This is a genomic window from Nostoc sp. PA-18-2419, from assembly GCF_005869855.1.
Lineage (GTDB): Bacteria > Cyanobacteriota > Cyanobacteriia > Cyanobacteriales > Nostocaceae > Nostoc.
Map to the genome: position 1 here is coordinate 47,928 of NZ_SZNH01000022.1, position 23,076 is coordinate 71,003.

Genomic DNA, 23,076 nt, shown 5'->3' on the forward strand with positions numbered 1-23,076 from the left:
CAACTATATCAAGAGCCTCAGTTTCACTCATATTATTTGATAGTCAAGTAATAGTCAATATATAATCTTATTTTACTAATAGTATTACTTGACACTAGAGCTTTCACTGACTAAACTTTATACAGTTTGTAACCAATAAATAACACTTAAATTAAGTGTTATTAACTTAACATGCATTATGTTATTACCAATAAAGTAAATTAATCTGCTAAATAAACTAATAAATCATTAATATGTTAAATCTACTTCTAATTCAAAATACAAAAAAAGCAATCAATCCTTCTTATAAAATGAGAGCTTATAATATTAAAAACTTTATTAGAGATTTAATAATTATTAGTAATGAAGGTTATGAGTTTTCTCATAATTTTATATATCGAAATAGGATTTCACTTATTTATTATAGTAAAAAATATAATTCCTATATTAATGCTCTTCTTGATGAAGATTCTATACAGTGGTATTGGGTTCCTAAAGACTTAGCACGAATAGACAATAATGATAGTTGGGTTATACCAATAAATTTTCCTACAATATTGGATTCTGAGACAAATGATATTAAAGGATTAATTAGCTTTGCTACAGAAGCATCAAAATCTCCCATAAATATTAAAGTAGATCAAGACGGGGCAATGTATTTTAACGGGGTAACAGAATGGGTTAATAGTATTTTAAATATTCTTCAAGATTCAAGCATTGGCTTATCTATTGATAGAATAGATAATATGTTTGGAAAGAATTTCGATATGTTTACTGTAGTGGAACTCAGTCCTATAGAAAAATCTAAGGCATATGAAAATATGGCTTTAGCCCATCTTTATTCAACACTTTCAGAGATAGAGACCAAATTAATTAAGATAAATTCTGATTCTTCACTAGTATCCCCCCAATCAAGTCACAATATAAGTAAAAATCCTACAATTAGCACTTATAGACAAGCAATTGACTCATCAAAAAATACTGATCAATCATCTCGTATACTACTACCTATATTAGAGGTACTTGCGCTAACTATAATGGGCATACTACTAATAACAAGCTTCCCTGGAAATAGTTTAGCATATGGTTTTGGTATAGGTTTAATAATTTCTTCAGTCACAATATTTATAAACATATTTAATAACAGTAAACAAACATTAGAAATTCCTCTAGCAAACTCATCTATTAATTACGAAGTTGAACAAAACTCTGAGATATCAAATACTTTAATAATTCAATCTTTAGGGAGATATGCTTTTCTTTGTAGTATTACAAGTGGAATATATATTTTTTATTGGTTCTACAAGCATTGGTTATTTATTAAAAAATTACAAAAATTAAATATTAACACTGTTTTATGTGCAGCTTTTCCAACAATAACTACATATTCATTGACAAAACGTATTTTTGCGATAGCAAAAGAAAAAGGCTATTCCACAAAAATGAAGCCATTTAATATTTTATTTATAACAGTGTCTATGAATGTACTAACAGGAAAGATCTCTGGGATAGCAGGGTTAATACCAGTACTATTGGGATTTTATCCCAGCATACATATTCATGACTCTCTTAATTATTATGCGAAAAAAACTTATTCTCATTATAATGAGCTTAGTTTCTTTTCAGGAGGGATGATTGGTTGGATAATGGTTGGAATAATTATTTGGACTTTGATGATTATAGGCTCTTATAATTAAGATTTCAGTTGTATAAAATAAATACTATGAATTTTAATTATTAATGCACAATATCTAAAAAGCATATTGTAAAAATTTTATGAGTATAAACTAAGCTACCCTATCCATTAAATAAGTTGTAGCCTCCTCATCCTCAATATACTTATCATTACTCTCTTTCCTCTTCCAAGCATAAGCAGCTAGAGCTAATGACATAACACAGTCTGTAGGTAGACCTTTGTCATCCAACTTATAGAATCGAAGCTCTGTTTTAAGTTGCTTTAACTTGTCTTCTTCACTATAAGGAATTACAAGCTTACCCTTCTCTACAATCCCTGCCAGATTAGAAAGCATAAGAGTTTTATGATTATGTTTATTATGTCTAAAAGGCTTTTTAGTAGAGTTAATAGGTGTACATAGCAATACCTCTTTAGGGTCTAATTCCTTTTCAATAGCTTCCTTTAAATATTGTCCAGCTAAAGCAGTGGCATCATAATAAAGTTCACCAGGGAATTGATTTAACCTTCTTCTAACCCTTTCAATAACTCCATCTTGATCAAACAAAGGAGTTTTACTAATCCTTTCAAAAGCTACTATCCTCAACTCCCTATCAATAAATTGAAGTGTGGTAAGCACAGTTGAGTCACCATTAGTATCTCCAGCCACATCAACTCCAGTAAAGAATTGCGCTCCAGGTCCACCTTTTGGTAAATAAGGAAAATCAGGATGAGTACCAGCTTCAGGTAAACAGAAGCCTGTAATTGGGTCATCGACTGGGAAGAAACAAGTATGCCTTTCTCCTTTTTCAATTGCTAGGTCTAGATAATTACCAGCAAAGAAAGTAGAACCATAGTTAGCAAACTTACCATAAACCTCCTCTCTGATTTGAGCCTGAGTCATGTTAACCATGTTGGCTTTAATCACTTCAGGGGGATTAACAGGATTATCAAACTGAGAAAACTCAGCGATCGCTACTGAATTATCTTTTTTAAGTCTGCGTTCCTTCAGTTCATTCCATATCTTTCTAAAGTAAATAGCTCCTTGACCAGCAGACTCCCCTTCTCCTTGTGGGGTGGAGATAAAAAACTTACGTCCACTAACTTCAGTACCCCTAACATTAAGTATCTTCATCCGTAGATGTTCTAAAGCATACTCAGAAGCAGACTCATCTAGGGTAGCTATATCCAAATACAAACCTAAAATGAACCTTCCCTTTTGAACAGTAGCTTGGAACCAAATAATGCTATTGAAACAAGTTTCTATAAAAGGTTGCTGTCCATCAGAGATATGCTTAATGAAGCCTATACTCGTCAGGAAGGGGCTATCATTGACTAAACCTATGATTTCATCCTTTACTAACTTAGCTTGCTTCAAAGAGGGGGCGCAGTTAATAGACTGAAATCTTTTACTATAGTCTCCATAAAAAACAGAGGTAGTAGGTCTCTTTCTATAGAATAAAAACCAAAGGTGCATGAGGGCAGTAACAAAAGTTTTACCACTTCTACTACCTGCTTTTAATATTCCCTCTTGGCAATTAACAGCTTGCCTTAACCATTGTCTTTGTTTAGGATGTCCTATAACTACTTTCCCAGTTTCAGGATGAATCCTTTCAATTTCGTTTAAGTAACAGTTAACTTTATCACCTAAAAAATACTTAACAAATAATACAGGGTCATTAGCTCCAGCAAGGAATTGATATCTTAAAGTATCTGACTTAAGAACACTTTCTAAATCACAAGGGACAACATTCATTAGTCATCGTCCCCCAATTCATACTGGATTTCTACATCAGCAGGCTTGAGCGAGAGTAAGTCATCTACTTTAGCATCAGGATTGGCAGATAGATAACCCTTAATCATATCTTGAATCAATTGCTTAGGTTCTACACTCAACTGCTCATATAAAGCTTTAAGTGTAGATTTATTCTCATTCTTGTCTCTAAGCTCTTTTCTAGTTTTGAGTGTGGAATTAATCTGAGCTTGATGAATTTGGATAACTCTAGAGATATCAGCGATTGCTTTACTTAATCCATTAATATTATTGGTTAGTACTTCTAGCTCTCTTGGTTCTCTTCTTTCAGAAACAGATAATAATTCAACAGCAGTATTATACCTTTCTATAATTTCAGATTGATGCTCAATAAGTCTACTAATCATAGCATCAGTTAACATGATACTGTTATCTAGTAAACTTTCTTTATTGTAATCAGTAGCTAATAGCTCCTTCCTTTCCTTATTACTTAATGATTTGATAGCTCTCATATTTTGTTCTTTAATTAACTTAGAATGTAGACCATGAGTAATCTTAGCCTTGGCTGCTTTACCTCCATGAGCCGCACAACATTTATAGCCAAGCATTACTTTATTTTTACATTGAGTACCATCTTTCTTAATAACAAGACACCTAACAGGCTCCTCTCTTCTTCCTGATAGATACCTATGTTTGTAAACTGCACTTTCCTTATATGAAGACAAAAATATATCCTTTAATTATTAATACAACTAAAGGATATTGCATGGATACAATAGATAAATAGGATGATTACACCTTTAAAGCCTAAGCTACCCTAAAAAAGAAGGCTGGAATACTTGCAGTAATATCAGTTAAAGAAGTTGTTAAAGCTGTAGAAGGAAGGCTAGCACCTGCTGAATAGGTGGAAGCTTGTCGATAACCAAAACAAGTAGCTGAGGCTGACCAACTGGACAAACCCAAATAATATATTAGACTATCTGCTGCGGTTTCAGCACTTATAGCAATACTTTGACTTGACCAAACAGCACTCCAATACCACCCAGCATTAAAAGTATAGTTAACTGTCTCTCCCTTTTGACCAGTGGCAGAGGTAGTGATTTCACTAGTTTGGAAAAGTAAAGTATCAGGTAAAAAAGTACTAGAGTTATGAGAATAAACTCCAAGTCTAAATAAAGTATTAGCAGTACCCGTAGCTGATTGGTTAAAGCTAAAGTAATCAATAGTTACACTTCTGGGAATATAAAAAGGATAATAGCTTAAAGTATTAAGAGTGCTAGCCCCAGTACCAGAACTTAGTCCATCAGTAAACTGAAGTGTACTATACCATCTGGTTGACCTATAACCTAAATGTTGACGAGCACCTAAATCAGAAGTCGTAATAATTTTAGAATCATTTATTTTAATACTTGAGCCATCTCTATTTAGAGTAGGCCCCCCAATACCAATTTTAAAAGAATCTAAACTTGTTCCTTTAATATCAAAAGTTGATGCCATATTATTTTGTTTTACTTATCTTTAATTTATAAAAAAGTCATAAGGATAAACTCGCATTACCCTTATGTTAAACTATGCCTGAAATATGTCCTATTACACTATTAACCAGGATTGGAGTAAGAAACTAGGACTCTTGCAGCACCAGCGCTGGCTGTAGAGGCAGCATAAGTAATGATTAAACTTTCACTACTTCCATTAGCAGCTTGGTTGGGGGTAATAACATAACAATCCCCTGCGCTACCATACAAATCAATTAAGTTACTACCTGCGTATTTAGAAGTTGTCCCAGAGATACCAACTGTCATAGTTGCAGTTCCAGTTACCCAAGCTGTGTCTAAGATGACTTCTACTCTGTGAACTACAGCATTGGCGGGAAGGGTGAACATTGAAACACTTGAAGCACTGTTAAAAGCTAAAGAAGTGGTATCTGTGTACATACCATTGCTAGCACCACCAGAAACGGTAGTCCAGCTTAAAGTACCAGAACCATTGGTTGTGAGTACTTGGCTAGGTGAACCTGCACTTGTAGGTAGAGTAAGCGTATAATCAGCAGTCTGACCACTAGAAGGTCTAGCGATCGTAATCTTATAATCTGAACCACTGCCAGCAGCATCAGAGTTAATAACTATACCTGCATCGGCTGTAGTTTCTAAAGATAGAGCAGTTACTTTCTTAAAACTACTATCAGCAGAATCTTTAACTTGAAGGTCACCTGAATTATTCTTTAGACGTACCCCACCCTTTTCAATTTGTAGTGAGGAAATAGAAGTACCTTTCAAATCTAAAATTTGAGCCATATCTTTTCTTAATAATTATTTAATTATTTACTTTCAATAAGAATATAACCACTACCTTGGGTAGCTCCAGTTCCTTGAATTAAATATAAATTAATAGGAGTAGCTGAAGTGTATTTATAAACAGGATTAATTGAATATTCCCCTGCTTGGTCAAGGTAAACTTGGGTGTTGTTTACTAAGCGATCGCTAACAGATGAATCCCCTATAGAAATAGATACCCCAGTGCCATTAAAAGGTGTAAGGATTACTACTGTTACTGTTAAGATAATTTCATTATCACCAGTTGTGTAGATTAATCTAGAATTTACATCGCCGTAACTAAAATATATATCTTTCTCAAGTGTGTCTTCTGCGCTAAGTGCGCCTAAAGCTAGTACATCCCAATCCACACTTTCTGAAGAAGGTACTTGGGTAGTAGTTTTATTTGCCTTATAAGATGAACCATTATAAGCTACTCCTTGATTCTTTCTATATGTTTTGGTACTTGACCAATCTCCTGCCCATATTACTGATAATCCATTTATAGAAATAACTTTATTAGTAAGCTTATTAGGTTTATCAGGAGTAATTTCTAAAGCCATTAGGAGGCTACCTCCATCATTATTATGTTTGATATAGCATTGTTACTTTGAAATCTAATACTTCCAGACTGAGCAGCTATCCTAACATTAAAAGTTAACGCACCAGTAGTTGTAATTGAAGCTTGTCCTTGGAAACTATAAGGAGGTAAATATTGTGCAGTGAACCTTCCACCATAGCTACTACCTGTACTATAAACAGTGGAGGAAGTAGTGGTGTTATATAATTGAGCACCTATTATATAAGTTGTGTCTGCTGTTCCTGAAACCTTCTCAATGCCTTGGATTACAACAGTAAAATAAAGTATATTAGAGGTGCTAACAGGGGTAATTTGTACACTTAATCCAATATTTGTAAAGCTTCCTGCTGCTACCGTAGTTATTGTGTTACTTGAACTATAAACTACTTGAACTACTTTGCCTTGGCTGCTACTAAAAGCTGTAGGTTCCCATTTAGTAGTTGTTGAATTGTAAGTTAGTACTTGCCCATTAGTAGGAGCAGTGTTAACTACATCTACTCCTTGAAGTTTATTTGCATTCCATTGAGAAGTTGTGTTGCCTACTTGGGAAGCTGTTACTGAATGTGGATTAGAAGTGTTACCTGTATGGGAACTTAGACTACTACTAGAGGCTCCTCCAAGGGCTGAAAGCGCAGCAGAAGCAGAAGTGCTACCTGTTCCCCCTTTACTAATAGAAAGGGTTCCTCCTAAGTTGTCTAGAGTTAGATTAGATTCACTGACGTTAATATCTACTTCAGAGTTGCTAGTATCATCTGTAATTGTTATTTTATTAGACCCAGCATTTAACTTTTTAAACTCTAAGTTAACTCCAGTTTTCTGTTTATAAATACCAACTCCAGCAGTTCCAACATTACTTGCAGTATTAACTTCTCCTCCTCCACCTCCAGTAGAAATAGTTTCATTAGTCCACTTTGAAATGGAGCTATCATAAACTAGGGCTTGACCATCAGAGGGAGAGGATATTGCAACATCATCTAACTCAACTAAGTTATCAAGGATTAAGTTATCAACTTCAGTTTTAGTGTAAGTTGTAGACTGGTTAGCTTTATTATTTAAAAGGGTATCTGTTTGAGTTTTAGTATAATAATCGCTTAAGTCTATAGGTTCTCCATTATCAGAACCAGACGCTAATAAATCCCAATCTAAGGCTTCTGGGCTTGGTTCTTCTGTGGTAGTTCTGATAGCTCTGTAAGAAGAACCTTCATGAAAAACAGCTTGGTTTTTATAATAAGTTTTTGTGGGGCTATAATCTCCACCCCATATTACTGATAGACCATCACTCATTTTAGTTGCTATGTAATTGTCCAGATACTAAAAGTTCGGTATTAGGCTCAAGTGCCGTAATATTTAATTTGATAATACTAGTGTTAATTAAAGAGTAGCTCTTAGTAATAGCATTATCTATAACTTCTGGGCTAACATCAACCCAATCTATATTCACAAGTTCTTGTAATTTAAATTTAATATTTGCAGAAGCTACTAACCTGATATCTAATCTCTTATAGTGAGTAACTGGTATATTAGTAAAGTAATATCCTACTGATAATAAAGTTGGTATACCATAATCATCATTAAAGAAATCTTTAACCATTAGAGGAACAGTATCTTCTAAATCAGTTGCATAGTAATCTAAATAACTAATAGTAAACTGACCTGCTGAAGTCCAAGCTCCATTAGTAGCAGACTTTTCAACAAGAGCAGCCTTATCTTCTAATTCATAAGCTCTGGTTACTTCTTTTAACTCAATAGCCGCTAATCTTTTTTGGTCTCCTATTGCTATTTCTTTATCTTCTTCTCTAGCTATTTGAGATAACTTAGCAGTGTTCTCTGCATCTATTAAAGCTAATCTTTCAGCTAATGTTAATTGTCCCGAACTATTGGTTACTTGGGTAGAAGAAATTTGTAATCTTTCCTTCCAAAAGGCGGAAGCTGTTATCTCACCTAATATATGAATTCTTAAGTAAGCAAGAATTAAAGTTTCATAATTAGCTTTACATGCAGTAGTTAGAGTTTCATTCTTTTGAATATCTAAACCAGCAGCAGTTTGTAATTTAATAACAGGGTCAGATACTAAAAAGTATTTAACCCCAGCAGCTACCGTAGTGAAGGCATCAGCAAAGTTRGCTGTAATAGAAGTTAAATCAGTTACCAATAATTCTTGGTCTGTAGGCTTGGAAGCTATTACTATCTCTAGAAGGGGGTTGCCAGAACCAGTATTTCTTTCTGCTACAGTATAGAATTGTTGTGATTCCCCAGCAGTAGAGCCGACTAAGCGAACTCTGGTTGAGTCATCATAAGCTGTGAACTTAACATTAAAAGTAGAATTAGCATTTATTAAACTTATTAAGCCAGCAGTTACATTAGCGATTGTATTAGCTGTAGCTGTGAATGTAACAGAAACATTATTGTAGGTAAAGGAGAAATTATTACCAATAGTAACTTGGTTAGGATTTAGATAAGTTACCTGGGCTGTAGCGGGTACTGTGGTTGATGTGGGGAGTGGGCCAATATCTGTTAAACCTTTACTAACTAAATCAGTAATAGCAGCAAAGGTAGTTTTCTTTAAAGTGTCTTCATCATATTGAGCACCATAAATATCAGATATTTGAGGTCTAAGATAAGTGGATTCAAATAAATCCCAACTAATAGAAGTAGGCATAATATTATTTATTGTTTATTTTCTTCAAAGTTAGCCATTAACTTGTAACCAACTTTTTCTACTTTCATGTATAAGCCACCTGTAAATGTTTTAGATAGGAAATCAGGTTTTAATAGTAACTTTAAATCTGATTTAAAATAGTAACCATTTCGCTTAAGTAACTCTATATTCTTAGCTTTGTTAGTAACTGCTTTAAACTTAATTCTTTCAGTAACAGTTCCTTCTTCCTCATCTACTATTAAGTCTGAATAGGCTACAAGTCCATCTACTCCACCAAGGGAAGTAGGGTCAAGATACCCTACTAAAGTTGGTTTATACTTAAGGCTGGATACCCTACTACCTCTTTTAATTTGTTCTACTTCCTTACTCTTAAGTACACTGCCACCTGTAATACTATTGACAGCGTTGATATCATAAACTCAGTAGTCTTGGTCTCTGGCAAATTCAGTAGTAATAGCAGTAATAACCCCGTATCCATCCACTTCATATTTTCTGACTACCTTAGGATTAAAAACTTTCTTTTCTTTCCTAATAGCAATAGCCATCTTCTCCCAGAAATCAGGTTCACTCTTTAGTTGAGTAAGTAAATTATCTATATAATTTAAAACTCTTGTTGTTTTATCGGAGACAGTAGCTACTGCTAATAGACTAATCCCATTATTATATAAAAGGTAATTAGCTTTATAATTACTTATTATTTGATAATTATAATAAATGGTGGCTTTGGGGTCTTCTACATCCCCATAAATAATGTTATAGATATTGTCAATAATCTCTGGGGTTAAATTAAGTTGAATTAAGCCTGAGTTTAAAATATCCATTATTCATGTAAAGTTAAACTGAAATGTTCCATTACTTGTAGAAATGTTAGTGGCAGCAGCAGGTTGGGCGGATAATTGAATTACCATTACTCCTTCTTCTAAAATAGAGTTTTGAGCAACTTTAAATAGCTGTCTATTAGACTTTAAATCTAGAAAAGGTATATCAAATCTTAGTTCATAGGAATTAAGTCTGTTACCATTGGGAACCTGAGGATACCAATAATAAGGAATAGTAGTAATTAACAAAACGTCTGCTGGAACTGTATTCACCGAACCAGTGGGGAGGGTGGGTAGCTCTATTCCTGGGCTAATCTGGGGTCTTTTAATTGTCTCTAAAAGGTAACCAGGCAAAGCCCAAGCTCTTTGAGTTTTCTCAACTACTCTAGGCCCAGTTGAAGTTTTCTCAATTTCCTTAAACCTAACAGCACCATCATCTATAAAATAATTAACAGCAGAGCTTATATTACCTTTATAATCAACAGCTAATATCCCAGAGAACTGAGAGATTAAATGGGATAAAGAAACTCTTTTAGCTATTAATTCATAATGTTCAATAGATGTAATTAGGCTCATAGTGTTATCCCTGCTATATCTAATAGTTGTTGGAGGACTGCAATATCTATATCTATTCGACTTGAGTTGCCTCCTGAAAGAAACCACAACCTACCAGCAGGAAGATTACTTTCTATATCAAATTGACCAGAGGTAACAATCTCATAAACCTTAACTCCTGAAGCTATTACATCCCCTACAGGAAGAGTAGCATTATCAAACTGTAAAGCATCTACTGTATAGGTTTCAAAGTTGGAGACTGAACGATTAGAAGAAGAGTACTGCCAGAACTTTAAGCAGGTGGATTTACAATAATTGATTAGCTCTTTTAAGAAAGCACTAAACTTAACTCTGAAGTAGTAAACCACTGGGTCTAATCCTCTAGCTTCTGCATCTGTGGCATATTGAGTTAATTCAGTAGAAGTTGGTAGAGGAATAATCTTGTTATTGATATAGTCCTCAGTGTAGCTGAAACTAGTAGGTACGTTGCGAACTGTAGCTGAACTAGATTTAATTTGGCTTTCTAAAAAGACTGAGCTAGTAGGTAAAGTGTAAGGCATTAACTCCCATTTATTTACGTTAGTGCCTGTATAACCTAATAAATCAAAAGCAGATTTAGCAATAGAATCAGAGAAGGTTACGCTACCAATATCAAATGATTCAGGAGAATAAGTTGTCCAGTAAGCATCTGTATAAGTTGGAGTGTAAGCACCTATTGTTAAATTATTATTTAGCTGGGTAACAATAGATTTAATAGTTCCTTTAACATAAGGAAAGCTAGCAAGATAAGGTCTTAATGTTGTGTTATCAACTACACCTGAAGTTAACTCTAAAGCTCTAACTCCTTTCATAGAGATAGGAGATTCGCATACTCCCTGGCAAATTATTCCTCCGCCAGCAGCTATATCAATTACTTCAAAGTAACCATAATCTAGAGGGGCGAGAGCATTAGTCCTGTATTGTAAAGGAATTAAGCTCATAGAAGTGCCAGTGGTGTATCTAGAAACACCATTCTGCTTGAACCAAGTTCTTACTATACAAGTTTTAGGAGTGCTACTTTTGTTGATTGTTAATAGTTCTAGCTCATGTCCCTTTAAAGCTCTACTAACTACAAAAGAACTTAAATCATAACTAGGGTCTTTATAACTTATACTCTTAATTTTAGTTGGGAAAGGAGTATCATTAATAAATCCGTATGTAGAAATGTTGGTTGCTAGTGAAGTAGACCAAGTTTCTAAATTAGCTTTAGCTGTAGTAGAAGAAGAATAATTAGAGGCATTATTAATGGCAGTTATTAAAGCTGGATAACTGACAGTGCTAGTGGAGGTATAAAGGATTTGTCTCCAATCGTAATACTTATCAGGGCTAACAGCAGTTTTAACTAACTGGTTTAAAGCTGTAATAAACTTATTAAATTCAAGAGATGAAGTATAACTAATTCCATCATAAGAGGAGCGAATCTTAAAGTTAGAGGGGAAAAACCAATTGAAAGGATTAGTTGTTTCAGGTAAAGCAGGGTCGGCAACATTTGATGGAGGAGGGATTAAGATTGCATCTATATCAACCGCACTATCAAATATTAATTCACACTTAACTGGGCCTCCATAAAGTGCAGCAATTCCCCCTACTGGAAGACTAGCTAATAAATTAGCAGATACATCAGCTACTTCAAATAAAACTGAGGGGATATAAGGAGCTAAAGTTATTTCTTTAAAGGAGCCAGCAGTACTAACTCTTTTTATTCCATACTCTCCACTGCCGGAATCATATTTACCTTGGGTAAAACTTCCAGTTAATTGAGTGTCTTCAATAGTTCCTGAGTTTAAATTAGAAGTAAACTTTACTTCATACTCATTTAGATTCAGTAATCTGTTTTGAGTTACAACTGTAGATGAAGCTGGATTTGAATAAGGTCTGGTAACTGATTTACACCAATGGTAATAAGTTCGGTAGGTTGCTGCCCACAGTCTCATTAGACCAAAGGGATTTAAATTATTCCTGGTAAGTCCCCCAGCTACCCACATATCAATTAAAGAATTAAAGTCTGCGGGGTTACCTGCTTCATTAGATAAACCTACTGAGCATCCTGGATTAAAGGAAGTGGTGGTATTACCATTAGCTAAAGGTGTATTGCCTTTAGTTAATATAAAGTCGTCATCATGGGGATACCTTTCTATGAATTGAATTACTTTATTTTTATGTAAAGGTGCAGCCATCTTTCTCCTGTTCTATTTGATTAGGGGAGTAATCTCCCCTAATGTTTACTTTAATTAACTTACACAGTGGGGACACTGTAGCTAGTAGCATTCAGTTGAAGAACAGCAGCAGCCCCACGATGATTAGGAGCAAATCCCCAACCTTCGCTCATAACTGTATTTTCTAGAGCAAAGGTAGATTTAACATCAGTTTGCAATCCAGCTAAGGAAGCTACAGCAGGTTGACGGCTTAACAAAGGAGTGCGGTTTGGACCACCATCAGTACCTACACAAACTGCATAACCTGTTGGGGTTACTGGAGTTTTGATAACAGGAACATTAGAGATGAAACCTACTAAACCTTCAAAAGGAGAAAGTTGACGTTGGCGTTCTCCATTAGCTCCACCAGTAGCAATCTCAAGACTACGACCTAATTGACCTTCAGCAGGTACAAACCCAGCTAAAGATTCAAAACTATAATCATAATCAGAAACCCAGATTTCAAGCTGGCGGAAACCATGATGTCTAACTTTATCAATTAGCTTACTGCGAATCTCAGAGAGAGTTGGGTTGTTAGCAGAAGCCACAGCATTATAATGTTGCAAATCACCCGCTACAAAGGTATAACCATTAATAGAAGGAGAAGCGGTGGAGCTACCTGAATTATAAAAAGGAAGAGAAGTTGTTTGATATTTGTTAATACTATCAACTACTACACGGTTGGTATTAGTAAAGATAGCTTGACGCATTGCAGAGAACTTAGCCTTCTGGAAGCTGGTTAGCTTAGATTGAACATAAGCCGCAACTTCTTCCGAAGTCATCAATTGAACTGCTCTCTTGGTCAAAGTGAGTGCAGTAATAAATTCTTGGAAAGGAATCTCTTGAGTGTAATCATACACAGTTTCTCTAGAGCTAGGTCTAGCTGCTTCTGTGTAACTTTCTAAATCTTCACCATCATAAATTTTAACTACTTTTTGAGGAGTAGCAACACTTTCTGTTAATGACCCAAAGAAGCGGTCATTCATATCAGAATAAAATTTAAAGTCTTGGTCTAGTTCACGTAAGATACTAACAACTGAAATATTATCAACGGTAACTAATTCAGAATCATTTGAATTAAGTTCACCAAAATAGGTGGTAATATAAGTCATATATTTTTAAAGGTTAATTATTAATTTAGATCGAGATTTTAATCTTGTTAGCAGTTAGAGCTACACCAACTTTATTGGTTCCTGTCCCAGCTACAGCACCAGCAGCAGCCGCAAATACAGCAGTCCCAGGAGTTAAAGCAAGTGAAGTGCCTTTGTTTTCAATTATGCAAGCACCTTCAATTGCAATCATGGTTCCTGCTTTACGAGAGTGTCTAGCTACACCAACAGGAACAGTAGAAGCAGTGCAAAGAATAGCTAAGCCAGCAGAATCAACTGCAACAATTGCGCCTTCAGGAATGTCAACTGCAGTAAGTAAATTAATAATTGAACCATCTAGGTTAGCAGAAGCAATGAAACGATAAAGGATTGTATTGTAAGCTACATTCAACATATTTTTATTTATAAATTATTAGTAGGGGATTAATAACCTTTCCAGGCTTTAAGTTTACGCTCTTGAGTAGAGCTAGAAGTTACTGAAACTCCAGGTTTATGGGTGATTGAATTGCCTGAAGCTTTTATATTGAGACTTTGTAGAGCAGATTGTATTTTAGGAACTAAATTTGATTTTAAGTCAGCTTCAAAAGCTGTTTGCTTAGTTAACAAGTCCTGCTCTATCTCTTCTTGAGTACTACCAGAAGGCTGGATTCCTAGAAGCTTTACCATCCTCTGAAAGTCAGGTTTAGTCTTAGCGATCGCTACCTCATAATCAATTTGAGGGGGTGGGGCTACTATTCCTAAATCTAATTCTTCAGAAATAGTATTTTCTTGAGTAGTTTCTTCACTCATAATTTAATTAATTGGAAATTGCTTTGTCTGAAAATAAGTCACCGCCATCTGCATTAGGAGCATCTTTAGAATCAATAAGCGCAGCAGAATATTGAATATTTAATGCCTTCTCTGCATCGAGTTGTTCAAGTTCCTTATCAGCTTCTTCTTGTGACAGTCCCTCAACTTGAATCAAATAGCGTTTCCGACTAATAAGCTTTGATTCAACTGCTTGAATTTGCAATTTTTTATCTTGCAAATCTCTAGGTCGCATATCAGGAATCTCAACTCGATAACTAACAGTAATCCCTAATTGTTCAAAGATGGAAGATATAGCAGCTATTAAATAACTAGCTCTATTCAAAGTAGACCTTAATAAGGGTTCATAAAGGACTGAGAGGGAGGAGGAGCTACTAGCGCTCCTTGCATTTTGCAACTCAAGTACCATTACCCCCGTTAGGTTATATATATCTTGTAATATAATTAACCGTTGTCTTTCTAAGTAAGTTGAATCAACTGGTTGTAAATAACCAATCTTAGGAGTAATCCCAGCTTCAGCAGCCGCCGCAGAAATAGGTAAGTGGAGAATACTAGCTGCATCATTAGTAAATGCTGTTTGAAATTCTACTGAACCTGTAGGTGAATCAATTGGCTCTGGTTTGGAAGCATTAGTTCTTCCTATAACTGTTGGGGCGCTTGTACCAATTGTAAATAGCTGAGGCTTAGAATGCTTTCCACATAGATTAATTCTTGCTCTGACTTCATTGTATTCCATTTGAAGGAAGACTATAGAATCTATTGAAGACTGAGCTTCCTTACCATCAAGGCAATTTACTACTCTGATAATAGGCAAGCGATCGCCAGCTTCAATAGGCTCATTATCCCCGACCTTTAAGTAATATCTGTATTCAGGTAGGTTGAGCAAGTCTAGCTTATTACTATCCTGAGTAGAGTTAGCCAAAGCCAAGAAATGTTCAACTTCAACTTTCTCATAATCGTTTTTGGAGGGGAGATATATTTCTCTCTTCTCTTTAAGGTAGACAACCTTTAATGGGTCATCTGGGTCTACTTTTACTTCCGTTACATCCAGAGTCCTGATGTGACGTAACTGACCATTAGAGATGTCAATAAAAGATTCCCCATATAAGGGAACTTCACTGTATAAATCATTAAGCAAGTGATATAACTTTAACTCATCTAACTTCTTATCCAAATCTGCTTGCTGGTCAGAATTAGTAGCCAAAAATTTAATCTTCTTAGAGTATCCATCACCTAGCAAAAATGATTTAATCTGCTCTACAACTAACTCAATTAGCTTAACGGGTAACTGTTTTTGACTCGCAGGATTGATACCTTTATAGKCATCTGACAATTCTTGCTTAGTAGCCACATGTAAAAAATAATATTTATTTAATAATTAAATTTTAGTTAAATTTTAGTAAAAAAAGTAGGATAAAGCAATTGATAAATTAGATTTGGTAAATTAGATATTTAAATATTATGAGAGTTAAAATATATACTTAATATGTAAGTATCTGGGGGCAGGCTCCTCCAGCGCGGGGGTCTATATTTAAATATTTGACCCAGTTAAATCTGAGTAGGGTTATAAAGGTTATTAACCCTTAATTTAAAATTTATTAAGTAACTGCTAACTAAGGTATGCTACTCCCTAAGTATCCATTCATTATAATTCTTTAGGCTTCAGAGAAGGAGATACAGATTAATATCTGAGGTTATTTAACTTTAGCGATCGCTAGTAAAGAAAACTTAATTAGCTTCACTTGATTGAGTGAACTCATTAGCGATCGCTACAATTAAGAAGACTTAACTTCAAGTTTTCTTAATAAGTAGACTGAAGCTTAGCGATGGCTGATTAATGCTGTTTACATTCAGCTAACTAATCAAGAAAACTCAATTAGCGATCGCTATCCACTAAGCTCCAAGTTAGGTAACTTCAATAACTATTCTTAAAGCTTCAGGTGCGATAAATAGAGACAACTTTACTTGTAGTACTACAACTTCTCTTCACTTAATTTTACTTTAATTAAGAAACCTTATAATTTATTTTATTTTATTTAAGTTTAGTTTTCTATAAATAAATAGACTTAAATATCTAAAAGCTTCAGTAAGAAGACTATTACAGTTTACCAAGATTTAATAAAATTAAATCTTTTGGGGTGGGGAGAATGAATATTATGTCTTCTCTCTCTATTATGTTAATTATGGCGGTGCGTTTTTAGACTGCTTAAAAAATGCAAATTTACCTATGGCAACTATTATTTTAATAGAATACAATAGATATATATTAAAATACAAATTTTAGATTGATGAAATTAGATAAACTTACAAGCATTAGATTATTTAAAGGCCATAATCAAATTCTTCAAGACATTGCTGATAAAGAAGGAATTGATAGATCTGATATCCATAGAAGAGCAATTTTAGAATTTATCGCTTCTAGAGTTAATAATTTAGCTATAGAATCAAAATGAATAAATACTAATTTTAAAAGTTAACTTAATAAGTAGCAAAAAAGGAAAAACTTACAATTTTGTCTTTGGTTTTATAAAACTAGATTTAGATTTTAATATATAAATTAACTAATGAAGAAGGCAAAATTAAATAAATCTTTCATTTCTAAACACTTGACTGTTACTAAAGGTGAGTTGGATATACTAAAAAACTATTTCAGCAAGTATGAAAAAGAAACTTTTGAATTTATTGTCCATATTTATGACTGTACTCAAATTTCTATAAGAAGAGATCAGAAAGGATTTAGCCCTGTTCCTTACTCCACAATAGTTGACTATTGGGGGCAAAAGAAGGTTAAATGGCAGCAAGTACAGTCAGATTGGTTATTAGAGGTAACAGATTATTCTTGGGAAGAGCAAAGATGTAGGGAGTATAAGTTACCTGACTGGTTGTTAAATGAGTTGATAGAAGCTGCTCCTAAAACATCAGAAGAATATTTAAATTGTCAATTTTACAATGCCTTTACTGGCAAGAAAGTAGGACAATTTCAACCTTCTAAACTAACAGATGACAAAGGAAACTCCTTACCTGAGCTAATAAGAGTAGGGATAGAAGGGGTTTCTAGATGCTCTGTGAACTTTAAAGCTATAGAAGCAGAGCTAGCTGCAATGAAACAGGAGTGGCAGTCATTACCTTTAGACTCAGACAATAGAGAAACTCTTTATAGAAGATGGGTGAATGACCAAAGCTGCTTTAACAGGATTAGAAGACAAAATTGGAAAATAAGAGAAGATGGATTAGGAGAATATACCCCTTCATATAGAAATCAATACACAGGTAGAATTGGTGAAATTGGAGGAGGATTCCAATCAATGAGTAGAGTAACTAGGTCAGTAGGGCTGAATATTCCAGGGATTAGAAATTATGATTTAAAATCCTCTCAGCTATTTGGACTAAAGCAATGGTTTGAGATAGCTAATATAGATACCTCTAGCATCCAAGAGTTACTAGACAAAGGCAAATATCACTTTGCTTCTCAAGTAGGAATTTCTGTTGACTGCTGGAAGAAATGCTGTATGGCTATGATAATGGGAGCAATTATACCAAATAAAAAAGATAATGGGAAGCTTACAAAAAATTTAGTAGAGAGTTACTCTATTTTAGAATATTTATATAAAGAAGCTCAAGGAGATATTGAGCTTACTGTTAAGTATTTACAAACTTTAGAGAAAGTAACTTCAGGATTTAGAGATTCATTAAAAGAATGGCATAAGTGGTTAATAAAAACCTATATCCCTGAAAACGCTAAGATTAGTATTAAGGACAGAGAACCTTACATCAAAAATGCGGTAGAAATGACTTACTGGTTGACAGATTATGTAGGTGCTAACCGAAAATTCAAAAATGTAGGGGATCTTAAGAGAAAGGTTGCAGCATTCCTTCTTCAAGGGGCTGAAGCTCAATTCATCTACACCTTAACAGGGTTACAAGAGAAGTATAGATTTAAGGTAGTAGGGAATGCTCATGATGGAATGTTAACTGTAGGTGAGATCCCAGAAGCAGCAGTTCAAGAAGCAAAAGAAAAATGTTTTCTCAAGTACGCTCAACTTGAGGAAAAACCTTTAACAGAAAACCTAGAAAAATCTTTTACAAACAACCAAGCAAACCAAAGCGAACAAACCAAGAAGAAAGAACCAAGAGAAGGAAACCAAAGGAAAGAAACCAAAAGAAGAGAACAAAAGGAAAGAGAAAGAGACAAAGAAACAGGAATAGTTAGTATTGTTAGTAGCTATAATCCTTATATAGACAGTACTTCAGCCTTTATGAACCCTCCTACCGCAAGTAAAGTTGCATTATAATTAATTAAGATAAAGCAATGATAACTCTAGAAATGGAAAACAAACAAGAGTTCAAACACGTTAGTACAACCTCTAATTTACAATCAAGTAAAGCATTTGTTCTACCTAAAAAGAGAGTTAAGCAAGAAAAGGGTTTTTATGATGGAGGAACCTATTATAGAAGCTTTGAAAGCTGGATAAAGAAGGCTGTGGAAATAGTTATGGAGAATAATGAAACTTATTAATGTTTCAGGGTCTAGCCTTTTTGATTTAGCTATGTATTAATCACTAAGTTCAGCTATTTTAGTAATTTAAGAACAGGCCCCTCATTAAACATATAAATATGAGTCACAGTAAAATTTGACTACCTGTGCTGCTAATCCCCTTTGCCATTTGGGTAATCTAAGTATAGAAATCTAATTGGTGATAGAAATGAAACTCATTAAGCTTCTCTTACCTGCGATCATGGCTTCTATAATAGTTTGCCCAGCAGCAGTAGTTCAAGCAAAACCAGTTATCTGTAGCTTTGATATTGAAGACCCTTCTGAAATTAAAAGAACAGTGGCTTTAAGTAAAATGGGAATAAAGATAGAAATTCCAGCTAACTATAGAGCAATAGCTAAAGCAGATGGCTCAATAGATTTTACAGATAATGGAACCTATCAATTATTTGACTGTTTATCTAAGAACCCTGGAGCGCTTGGAGGTAGAGGATACCCTGGTATAACTGTATATAAATCCAAGAATAATTATTTATATAGCAATGTTCAAGATATGGTTACAGGTATGTCAAATTTTTTTATTGTGTGGGAGAAAAAACAAGTAAATAATACTACTTTTCACAATCTAAAGTTAAGAATTAAAACTAAAAAAGGGATCATAGAAGTCGAGCAAATAGATGAGGAACCTATAGAGAATGAGCAACAAGCTAACGAGTTAAGAACTAGACTAATTCAAATAGCTAGCACAATAGATATTCTTTAAAAAGCTTGATTTTAGTAGAATCATCGGAAACTGAGCCGCCTCCCTCATATCAGATACTGGACAGTCTCTGATGCTAACCCTATAATGTATACAAACAGCCACCAATGGTACGGCCCCTGTGTAGAGGGTTGAACGTTAAGTTGTGTAAAACACCAAAGGGTACAGCCCACTCCTTAGAGTGGTTGAACATTAACCTTGGTGTGGCTAATTATAAGTATGTAACCCTAAGCTAGGTTAACCTAAGTCTTTACTTTAGTAACTCACTTCAGAGCAATTAATTAAGAAAGACTTAGATTCCAGTGCTATATCGTAAGTTCCTAAACTTCCTCTTCTAAATCTTCTAAATCTTCCAAGGTTTCTTTATCATCATAAACGAATACACTTTCCCAAGCTCGGTTATCCATTCTTCGTACAATCTTACCATCAGCAAAATTAATTTGATCGCCCTCCTCCAGTAGGCAGAGTAAATCTATATATCGTTTGAATTCATGAACATTTATTTCCATCATTAGTGAAGTGACTCCTTGTTGATTTTACGTTTGTTTAAAGTTCAGGTAGCTTGTAATCTTCTTTCTCAAAAAATCTCCTTTTAATTCATTTTGCTTCTCCTTTTGTTTGAGTATTTTTAAAATATTGCTGGAACTTCTAGTTGTTTAATTACTCCTGAATAATGCCTATATATTACTTCAGGAGAATTACCTACCATATCAGCAATCTGTTTAACACTAATACCTGCTTCCAAACATATTGTAATGAATGTGTGGCGGCAATTATATTGGGGCAGATAATATCTAATTAACCTATCTTTAACTAATCTAGTTAATACTGGTCGCCATATCCGATTCAAAAAGTTATGAGAATCTAGCTCTTTTTTATTACGGGAATGAAACAATAATTTTTCAGGTTCCCCATATCCAATATCATTAAAAACTTCTCTCAATTGATTATTGATAGGAAATAATCTTGTTTGGTGAGTTTTTGTGTCTTTCCTTATCCTGACATCAGAAGGCACTGCTTCAGTAAAAGTAATATGTGTTGAGCTAATATGTTTCCATTTTAAAGCTACAGCTTCTTCAGGTCTGCATCCAGTAAGAAATAAAAATCTGACATAATTAGCATAGAAGGAGTGGGGTATAGGAGAATATTTATGGCAATATTTATTGCTAATAAAAGCATCAATAATAATCGCAATTTCTTCTTTATTGAAAGTGAGAATAGTATTATCTTTTTTTCTAGTTTTGATACCTTTGCTTAAATCCTTAAATGGATTAATTTCTATTAATTGAGATAATACAGCCCAATTACAGCAGGCATTAAGCTGCTTTAAAGTGCGCTTGGTGGTCTCAGCAGAGTAAATACTCAACAAATGATTTCTAATCAGTACTGCCTCATTAAGGTCAGTGCTGGGGAACTTCCTAATCCTTTTCTCTATGATTGAGTAGTCACGAACCAAGGTAGATTCTTCTACCTGGCCTTTTTTGAATTCTGTATATTTCTCCCATAGACTCAGTAAGTTATAAGTTTTCTGCTTACTAGCAATATTGACTAGAGTGGTTTGAATTTTGTATTTACCCAGACTGAAATCAAAGTTGCCAGCTAAGATATCTAATTCAGCTTGGCGTACCTTTAGTTCAGCAACAACTTGGTTCTCTGGAGTGTCAGCCAAATTCAGAGATAAGTATTTCTGATTGCCATTAAATAAAGCTCTAGGAAATCTTAATCTAAGATAACCTTTAGATACTTCAATACCAACTTTCATGGTAATCCTCTGACTATTTTGGATAGTCACTGGATAGTCAAAGGAGGGTTAAAACAAAGTTTCAGCTTCCATGACCACCAATAACAGAAAGCTGAAACCTTGATTTAGTAAACTTTATAGAGTGGCTCAGGTCGGATTTGAACCAACGACCCCAGGCTTATGAGTCCCGTGCTCTAACCAACTGAGCTACTGAGCCATGTTTTTAGTCATTATACGAGTCTAACATACAGATTTGCTTGTGACTAGCCTCTTTTGCAATTAGTTTTTCTAACTTGCAAAAGAGATAGGACTTACGCAAGTACTATTTTGCCATTGCGACCAGAACATAGTGTAGGGAATCAATCCCAGAGTTTTCGGCGATTACCTCGCTTCTCTACCAGACGCTTTGCATAGCTTGCTTCTGGGTTCGCGTAACGTTCCGTAGCAAAGGAGTAGGCTTGTAATGACCTAAAATCCTAGTCAGTGCGTAAGTCCTGAGATAGTAGGAAATGAGCATTAAGTTCGTTTATTTTTAGTATGTAACCTCTAAAAAAGTTACCAGCCTTATCCTTCTAAGACGCAATTGCAAACAGCCAAAAAAGTGGCTTTTGTTTTGTTTGCACCTCACGTACACGCAAGGTAAATCTAGAAAGGAAGGCTGGTAGCTTTTTTGTCGTAATGTATTAGATAATTGCCTTCTTTTTCTTCAGCAAAATTCCTAGTAATCCTGCAACTGCTATTCCTCCAATAGTTGATGACTCAGGCACAGACAAAGAGGTTACACTCACATTGTCCAAGTATAAGAATCCATATTTATCCCAATTCCCAAACTTTAGCTCTGTGGCTGATGAGTCTGCCGTAAAATTGAACTTATATTGTGTGTATGGTTGAAAAGAAATATCTTCTAGATCAGAAATTTTATTTCCACCTACAAATGTCTGAAATTGATTATCAAGGTCAGGGGCTTCATCTATAGATGCTAAATAGTAACTAAGTTCGTATTGCTGACCAGGTTGTGTAGAAAGCGTTTGTGATATATAACTAAGACCTAAAAATCCACTAAGTGATAAACCCTGATTACCACTATCCTGCTGAGGGAAATTGCTTATTCTTATTCCTGATACATCCATCGGATCGCCAGATTTAGTCCAGTCTGTAACATTAGGATTTGTAGCATTGGGATTATTAGGATCAACAAGTGGGTCGAGTTCAAAGCTCCCGTTTTTAACAAGTTCTACCGCTTGTGCTGCTGCATTATAAGTATTGCTAATCACAGCAGTACTAATTAAAGTAGTAGTAACACTAAAAACAAGAATTGAGAGTTTTTTAGTTAATTTCATGAAATTTGACTCCAAATAATTCCAAATTACGACAATTAAGACAAGTTGATAATTACATTCGTCGTGGCTCAAAATAGTGTCAAAAAAATGGATTCATCCCGGTTTATAAGAGTTAGAGATACGAAATTGGATTTGGCTTTGCCCTGCTACATTAACGCGTCTCAACAAGCCGAAAATTTTACCAATAAACGTTAACTCAAATGTATTAAGTTATGGGTAAATTCGCACTTAAGTCTAATTATGGGTATGGTCGTATTCTTGACAC

The 23,076-nt window shown here is 34.5% G+C and carries 22 protein-coding genes and 1 tRNA gene; 5 read left to right on the forward strand and 18 right to left on the reverse strand.

What is annotated here, in order from left to right; genetic code table 11:
* Nucleotides 1–233 precede the first annotated feature (233 nt).
* Nucleotides 234–1,676, forward strand: coding sequence for a hypothetical protein (locus FCR06_RS21165; protein ID WP_138503232.1), 1,443 nt, complete (start codon nucleotides 234–236; stop codon nucleotides 1,674–1,676).
* Between the two features lie 90 nt (nucleotides 1,677–1,766).
* On the opposite strand, the gene FCR06_RS21170 is transcribed toward FCR06_RS21165, so the two are convergent.
* The 14 genes from FCR06_RS21170 to FCR06_RS21235 all read right to left on the reverse strand — a co-directional run bounded on the left by FCR06_RS21170 (nucleotide 1,767) and on the right by FCR06_RS21235 (nucleotide 15,829).
* Nucleotides 1,767–3,407 carry a hypothetical protein gene (locus FCR06_RS21170; RefSeq protein ID WP_138503234.1) on the reverse strand — a complete coding sequence of 547 codons (1,641 nt, stop codon included), beginning with the start codon at nucleotides 3,405–3,407 and terminating at the stop codon, nucleotides 1,767–1,769.
* Complete coding sequence (locus tag FCR06_RS21175) at nucleotides 3,407–4,129, reverse strand: hypothetical protein (protein ID WP_138503236.1); 723 nt, start codon at nucleotides 4,127–4,129, stop codon at nucleotides 3,407–3,409. Before FCR06_RS21175 ends, FCR06_RS21170 begins: the two co-directional genes overlap by 1 nt.
* A gap of 82 nt (nucleotides 4,130–4,211) precedes the next feature.
* Nucleotides 4,212–4,901: a hypothetical protein gene (locus tag FCR06_RS21180; RefSeq protein ID WP_138503238.1), complete on the reverse strand. Its 690-nt coding sequence runs from the start codon at nucleotides 4,899–4,901 to the stop codon at nucleotides 4,212–4,214.
* Nucleotides 4,902–5,002: 101 nt separating this feature from the next.
* Entirely contained in the window at nucleotides 5,003–5,698 is a 696-nt protein-coding gene (locus FCR06_RS21185) for a hypothetical protein (protein ID WP_138503240.1), read from the reverse strand.
* A 23-nt stretch (nucleotides 5,699–5,721) separates the two neighbouring features.
* Entirely contained in the window at nucleotides 5,722–6,279 is a 558-nt protein-coding gene (locus tag FCR06_RS21190) for a hypothetical protein (protein ID WP_138503242.1), read from the reverse strand.
* Complete coding sequence (locus FCR06_RS21195) at nucleotides 6,279–7,580, reverse strand: hypothetical protein (RefSeq protein WP_138503244.1); 1,302 nt, start codon at nucleotides 7,578–7,580, stop codon at nucleotides 6,279–6,281. Before FCR06_RS21195 ends, FCR06_RS21190 begins: the two co-directional genes overlap by 1 nt.
* A 1-nt stretch (nucleotide 7,581) precedes the next feature.
* Nucleotides 7,582–8,955, reverse strand: coding sequence for a hypothetical protein (locus FCR06_RS21200; protein WP_138503246.1), 1,374 nt, complete (start codon nucleotides 8,953–8,955; stop codon nucleotides 7,582–7,584).
* Nucleotides 8,956–9,374: 419 nt separating this feature from the next.
* Nucleotides 9,375–9,776 carry a hypothetical protein gene (locus tag FCR06_RS21205; RefSeq protein WP_138503247.1) on the reverse strand — a complete coding sequence of 134 codons (402 nt, stop codon included), beginning with the start codon at nucleotides 9,774–9,776 and terminating at the stop codon, nucleotides 9,375–9,377.
* 3 nt (nucleotides 9,777–9,779) lie between these two features.
* Nucleotides 9,780–10,349, reverse strand: coding sequence for a hypothetical protein (locus FCR06_RS21210; RefSeq protein WP_138503249.1), 570 nt, complete (start codon nucleotides 10,347–10,349; stop codon nucleotides 9,780–9,782).
* Nucleotides 10,346–12,544 carry a hypothetical protein gene (locus FCR06_RS21215; RefSeq protein WP_138503251.1) on the reverse strand — a complete coding sequence of 733 codons (2,199 nt, stop codon included), beginning with the start codon at nucleotides 12,542–12,544 and terminating at the stop codon, nucleotides 10,346–10,348. Before FCR06_RS21215 ends, FCR06_RS21210 begins: the two co-directional genes overlap by 4 nt.
* Before the next feature lie 59 nt (nucleotides 12,545–12,603).
* Nucleotides 12,604–13,674 carry a hypothetical protein gene (locus FCR06_RS21220; RefSeq protein WP_138503252.1) on the reverse strand — a complete coding sequence of 357 codons (1,071 nt, stop codon included), beginning with the start codon at nucleotides 13,672–13,674 and terminating at the stop codon, nucleotides 12,604–12,606.
* A 25-nt stretch (nucleotides 13,675–13,699) separates the two neighbouring features.
* Complete coding sequence (locus tag FCR06_RS21225) at nucleotides 13,700–14,065, reverse strand: capsid cement protein (RefSeq protein ID WP_138503254.1); 366 nt, start codon at nucleotides 14,063–14,065, stop codon at nucleotides 13,700–13,702.
* 29 nt (nucleotides 14,066–14,094) lie between these two features.
* On the reverse strand, nucleotides 14,095–14,460 hold the full coding sequence (locus FCR06_RS21230; protein ID WP_138503255.1) for a hypothetical protein: 366 nt from the start codon (nucleotides 14,458–14,460) through the stop codon (nucleotides 14,095–14,097).
* Nucleotides 14,461–14,467: 7 nt separating this feature from the next.
* The gene (locus tag FCR06_RS21235; protein ID WP_138503256.1) at nucleotides 14,468–15,829 is read right to left on the reverse strand and encodes a hypothetical protein; all 1,362 of its coding nucleotides are present in this window, start codon (nucleotides 15,827–15,829) and stop codon (nucleotides 14,468–14,470) included.
* Nucleotides 15,830–16,766: 937 nt separating this feature from the next.
* Here FCR06_RS21235 and FCR06_RS32830 point away from each other — a divergent pair.
* The 4 genes from FCR06_RS32830 to FCR06_RS21250 all read left to right on the forward strand — a co-directional run bounded on the left by FCR06_RS32830 (nucleotide 16,767) and on the right by FCR06_RS21250 (nucleotide 19,733).
* Nucleotides 16,767–16,931, forward strand: coding sequence for a hypothetical protein (locus FCR06_RS32830; protein ID WP_189523509.1), 165 nt, complete (start codon nucleotides 16,767–16,769; stop codon nucleotides 16,929–16,931).
* A gap of 111 nt (nucleotides 16,932–17,042) precedes the next feature.
* A complete protein-coding gene (locus tag FCR06_RS21240) occupies nucleotides 17,043–18,770 on the forward strand; it encodes a hypothetical protein (RefSeq protein ID WP_138503258.1) in 1,728 nt (575 codons plus the stop codon).
* A gap of 17 nt (nucleotides 18,771–18,787) precedes the next feature.
* Nucleotides 18,788–18,994, forward strand: coding sequence for a hypothetical protein (locus FCR06_RS21245; protein WP_138503260.1), 207 nt, complete (start codon nucleotides 18,788–18,790; stop codon nucleotides 18,992–18,994).
* 187 nt (nucleotides 18,995–19,181) lie between these two features.
* Nucleotides 19,182–19,733 (forward strand): hypothetical protein, encoded by a 552-nt coding sequence (locus FCR06_RS21250; RefSeq protein WP_138503262.1) that lies wholly within the window; start codon nucleotides 19,182–19,184, stop codon nucleotides 19,731–19,733.
* Nucleotides 19,734–20,050: 317 nt separating this feature from the next.
* On the opposite strand, the gene FCR06_RS21255 is transcribed toward FCR06_RS21250, so the two are convergent.
* From FCR06_RS21255 to FCR06_RS21270, 4 genes are all read right to left on the reverse strand, one after another.
* Entirely contained in the window at nucleotides 20,051–20,242 is a 192-nt protein-coding gene (locus FCR06_RS21255) for a hypothetical protein (RefSeq protein WP_138503264.1), read from the reverse strand.
* A 116-nt stretch (nucleotides 20,243–20,358) separates the two neighbouring features.
* On the reverse strand, nucleotides 20,359–21,492 hold the full coding sequence (locus tag FCR06_RS21260; RefSeq protein ID WP_138503266.1) for a tyrosine-type recombinase/integrase: 1,134 nt from the start codon (nucleotides 21,490–21,492) through the stop codon (nucleotides 20,359–20,361).
* A gap of 122 nt (nucleotides 21,493–21,614) precedes the next feature.
* Nucleotides 21,615–21,688, reverse strand: a tRNA-Met gene (locus FCR06_RS21265).
* A 466-nt stretch (nucleotides 21,689–22,154) separates the two neighbouring features.
* On the reverse strand, nucleotides 22,155–22,811 hold the full coding sequence (locus FCR06_RS21270) for a DUF642 domain-containing protein (RefSeq protein WP_138503350.1): 657 nt from the start codon (nucleotides 22,809–22,811) through the stop codon (nucleotides 22,155–22,157).
* Nucleotides 22,812–23,076 lie beyond the last annotated feature (265 nt).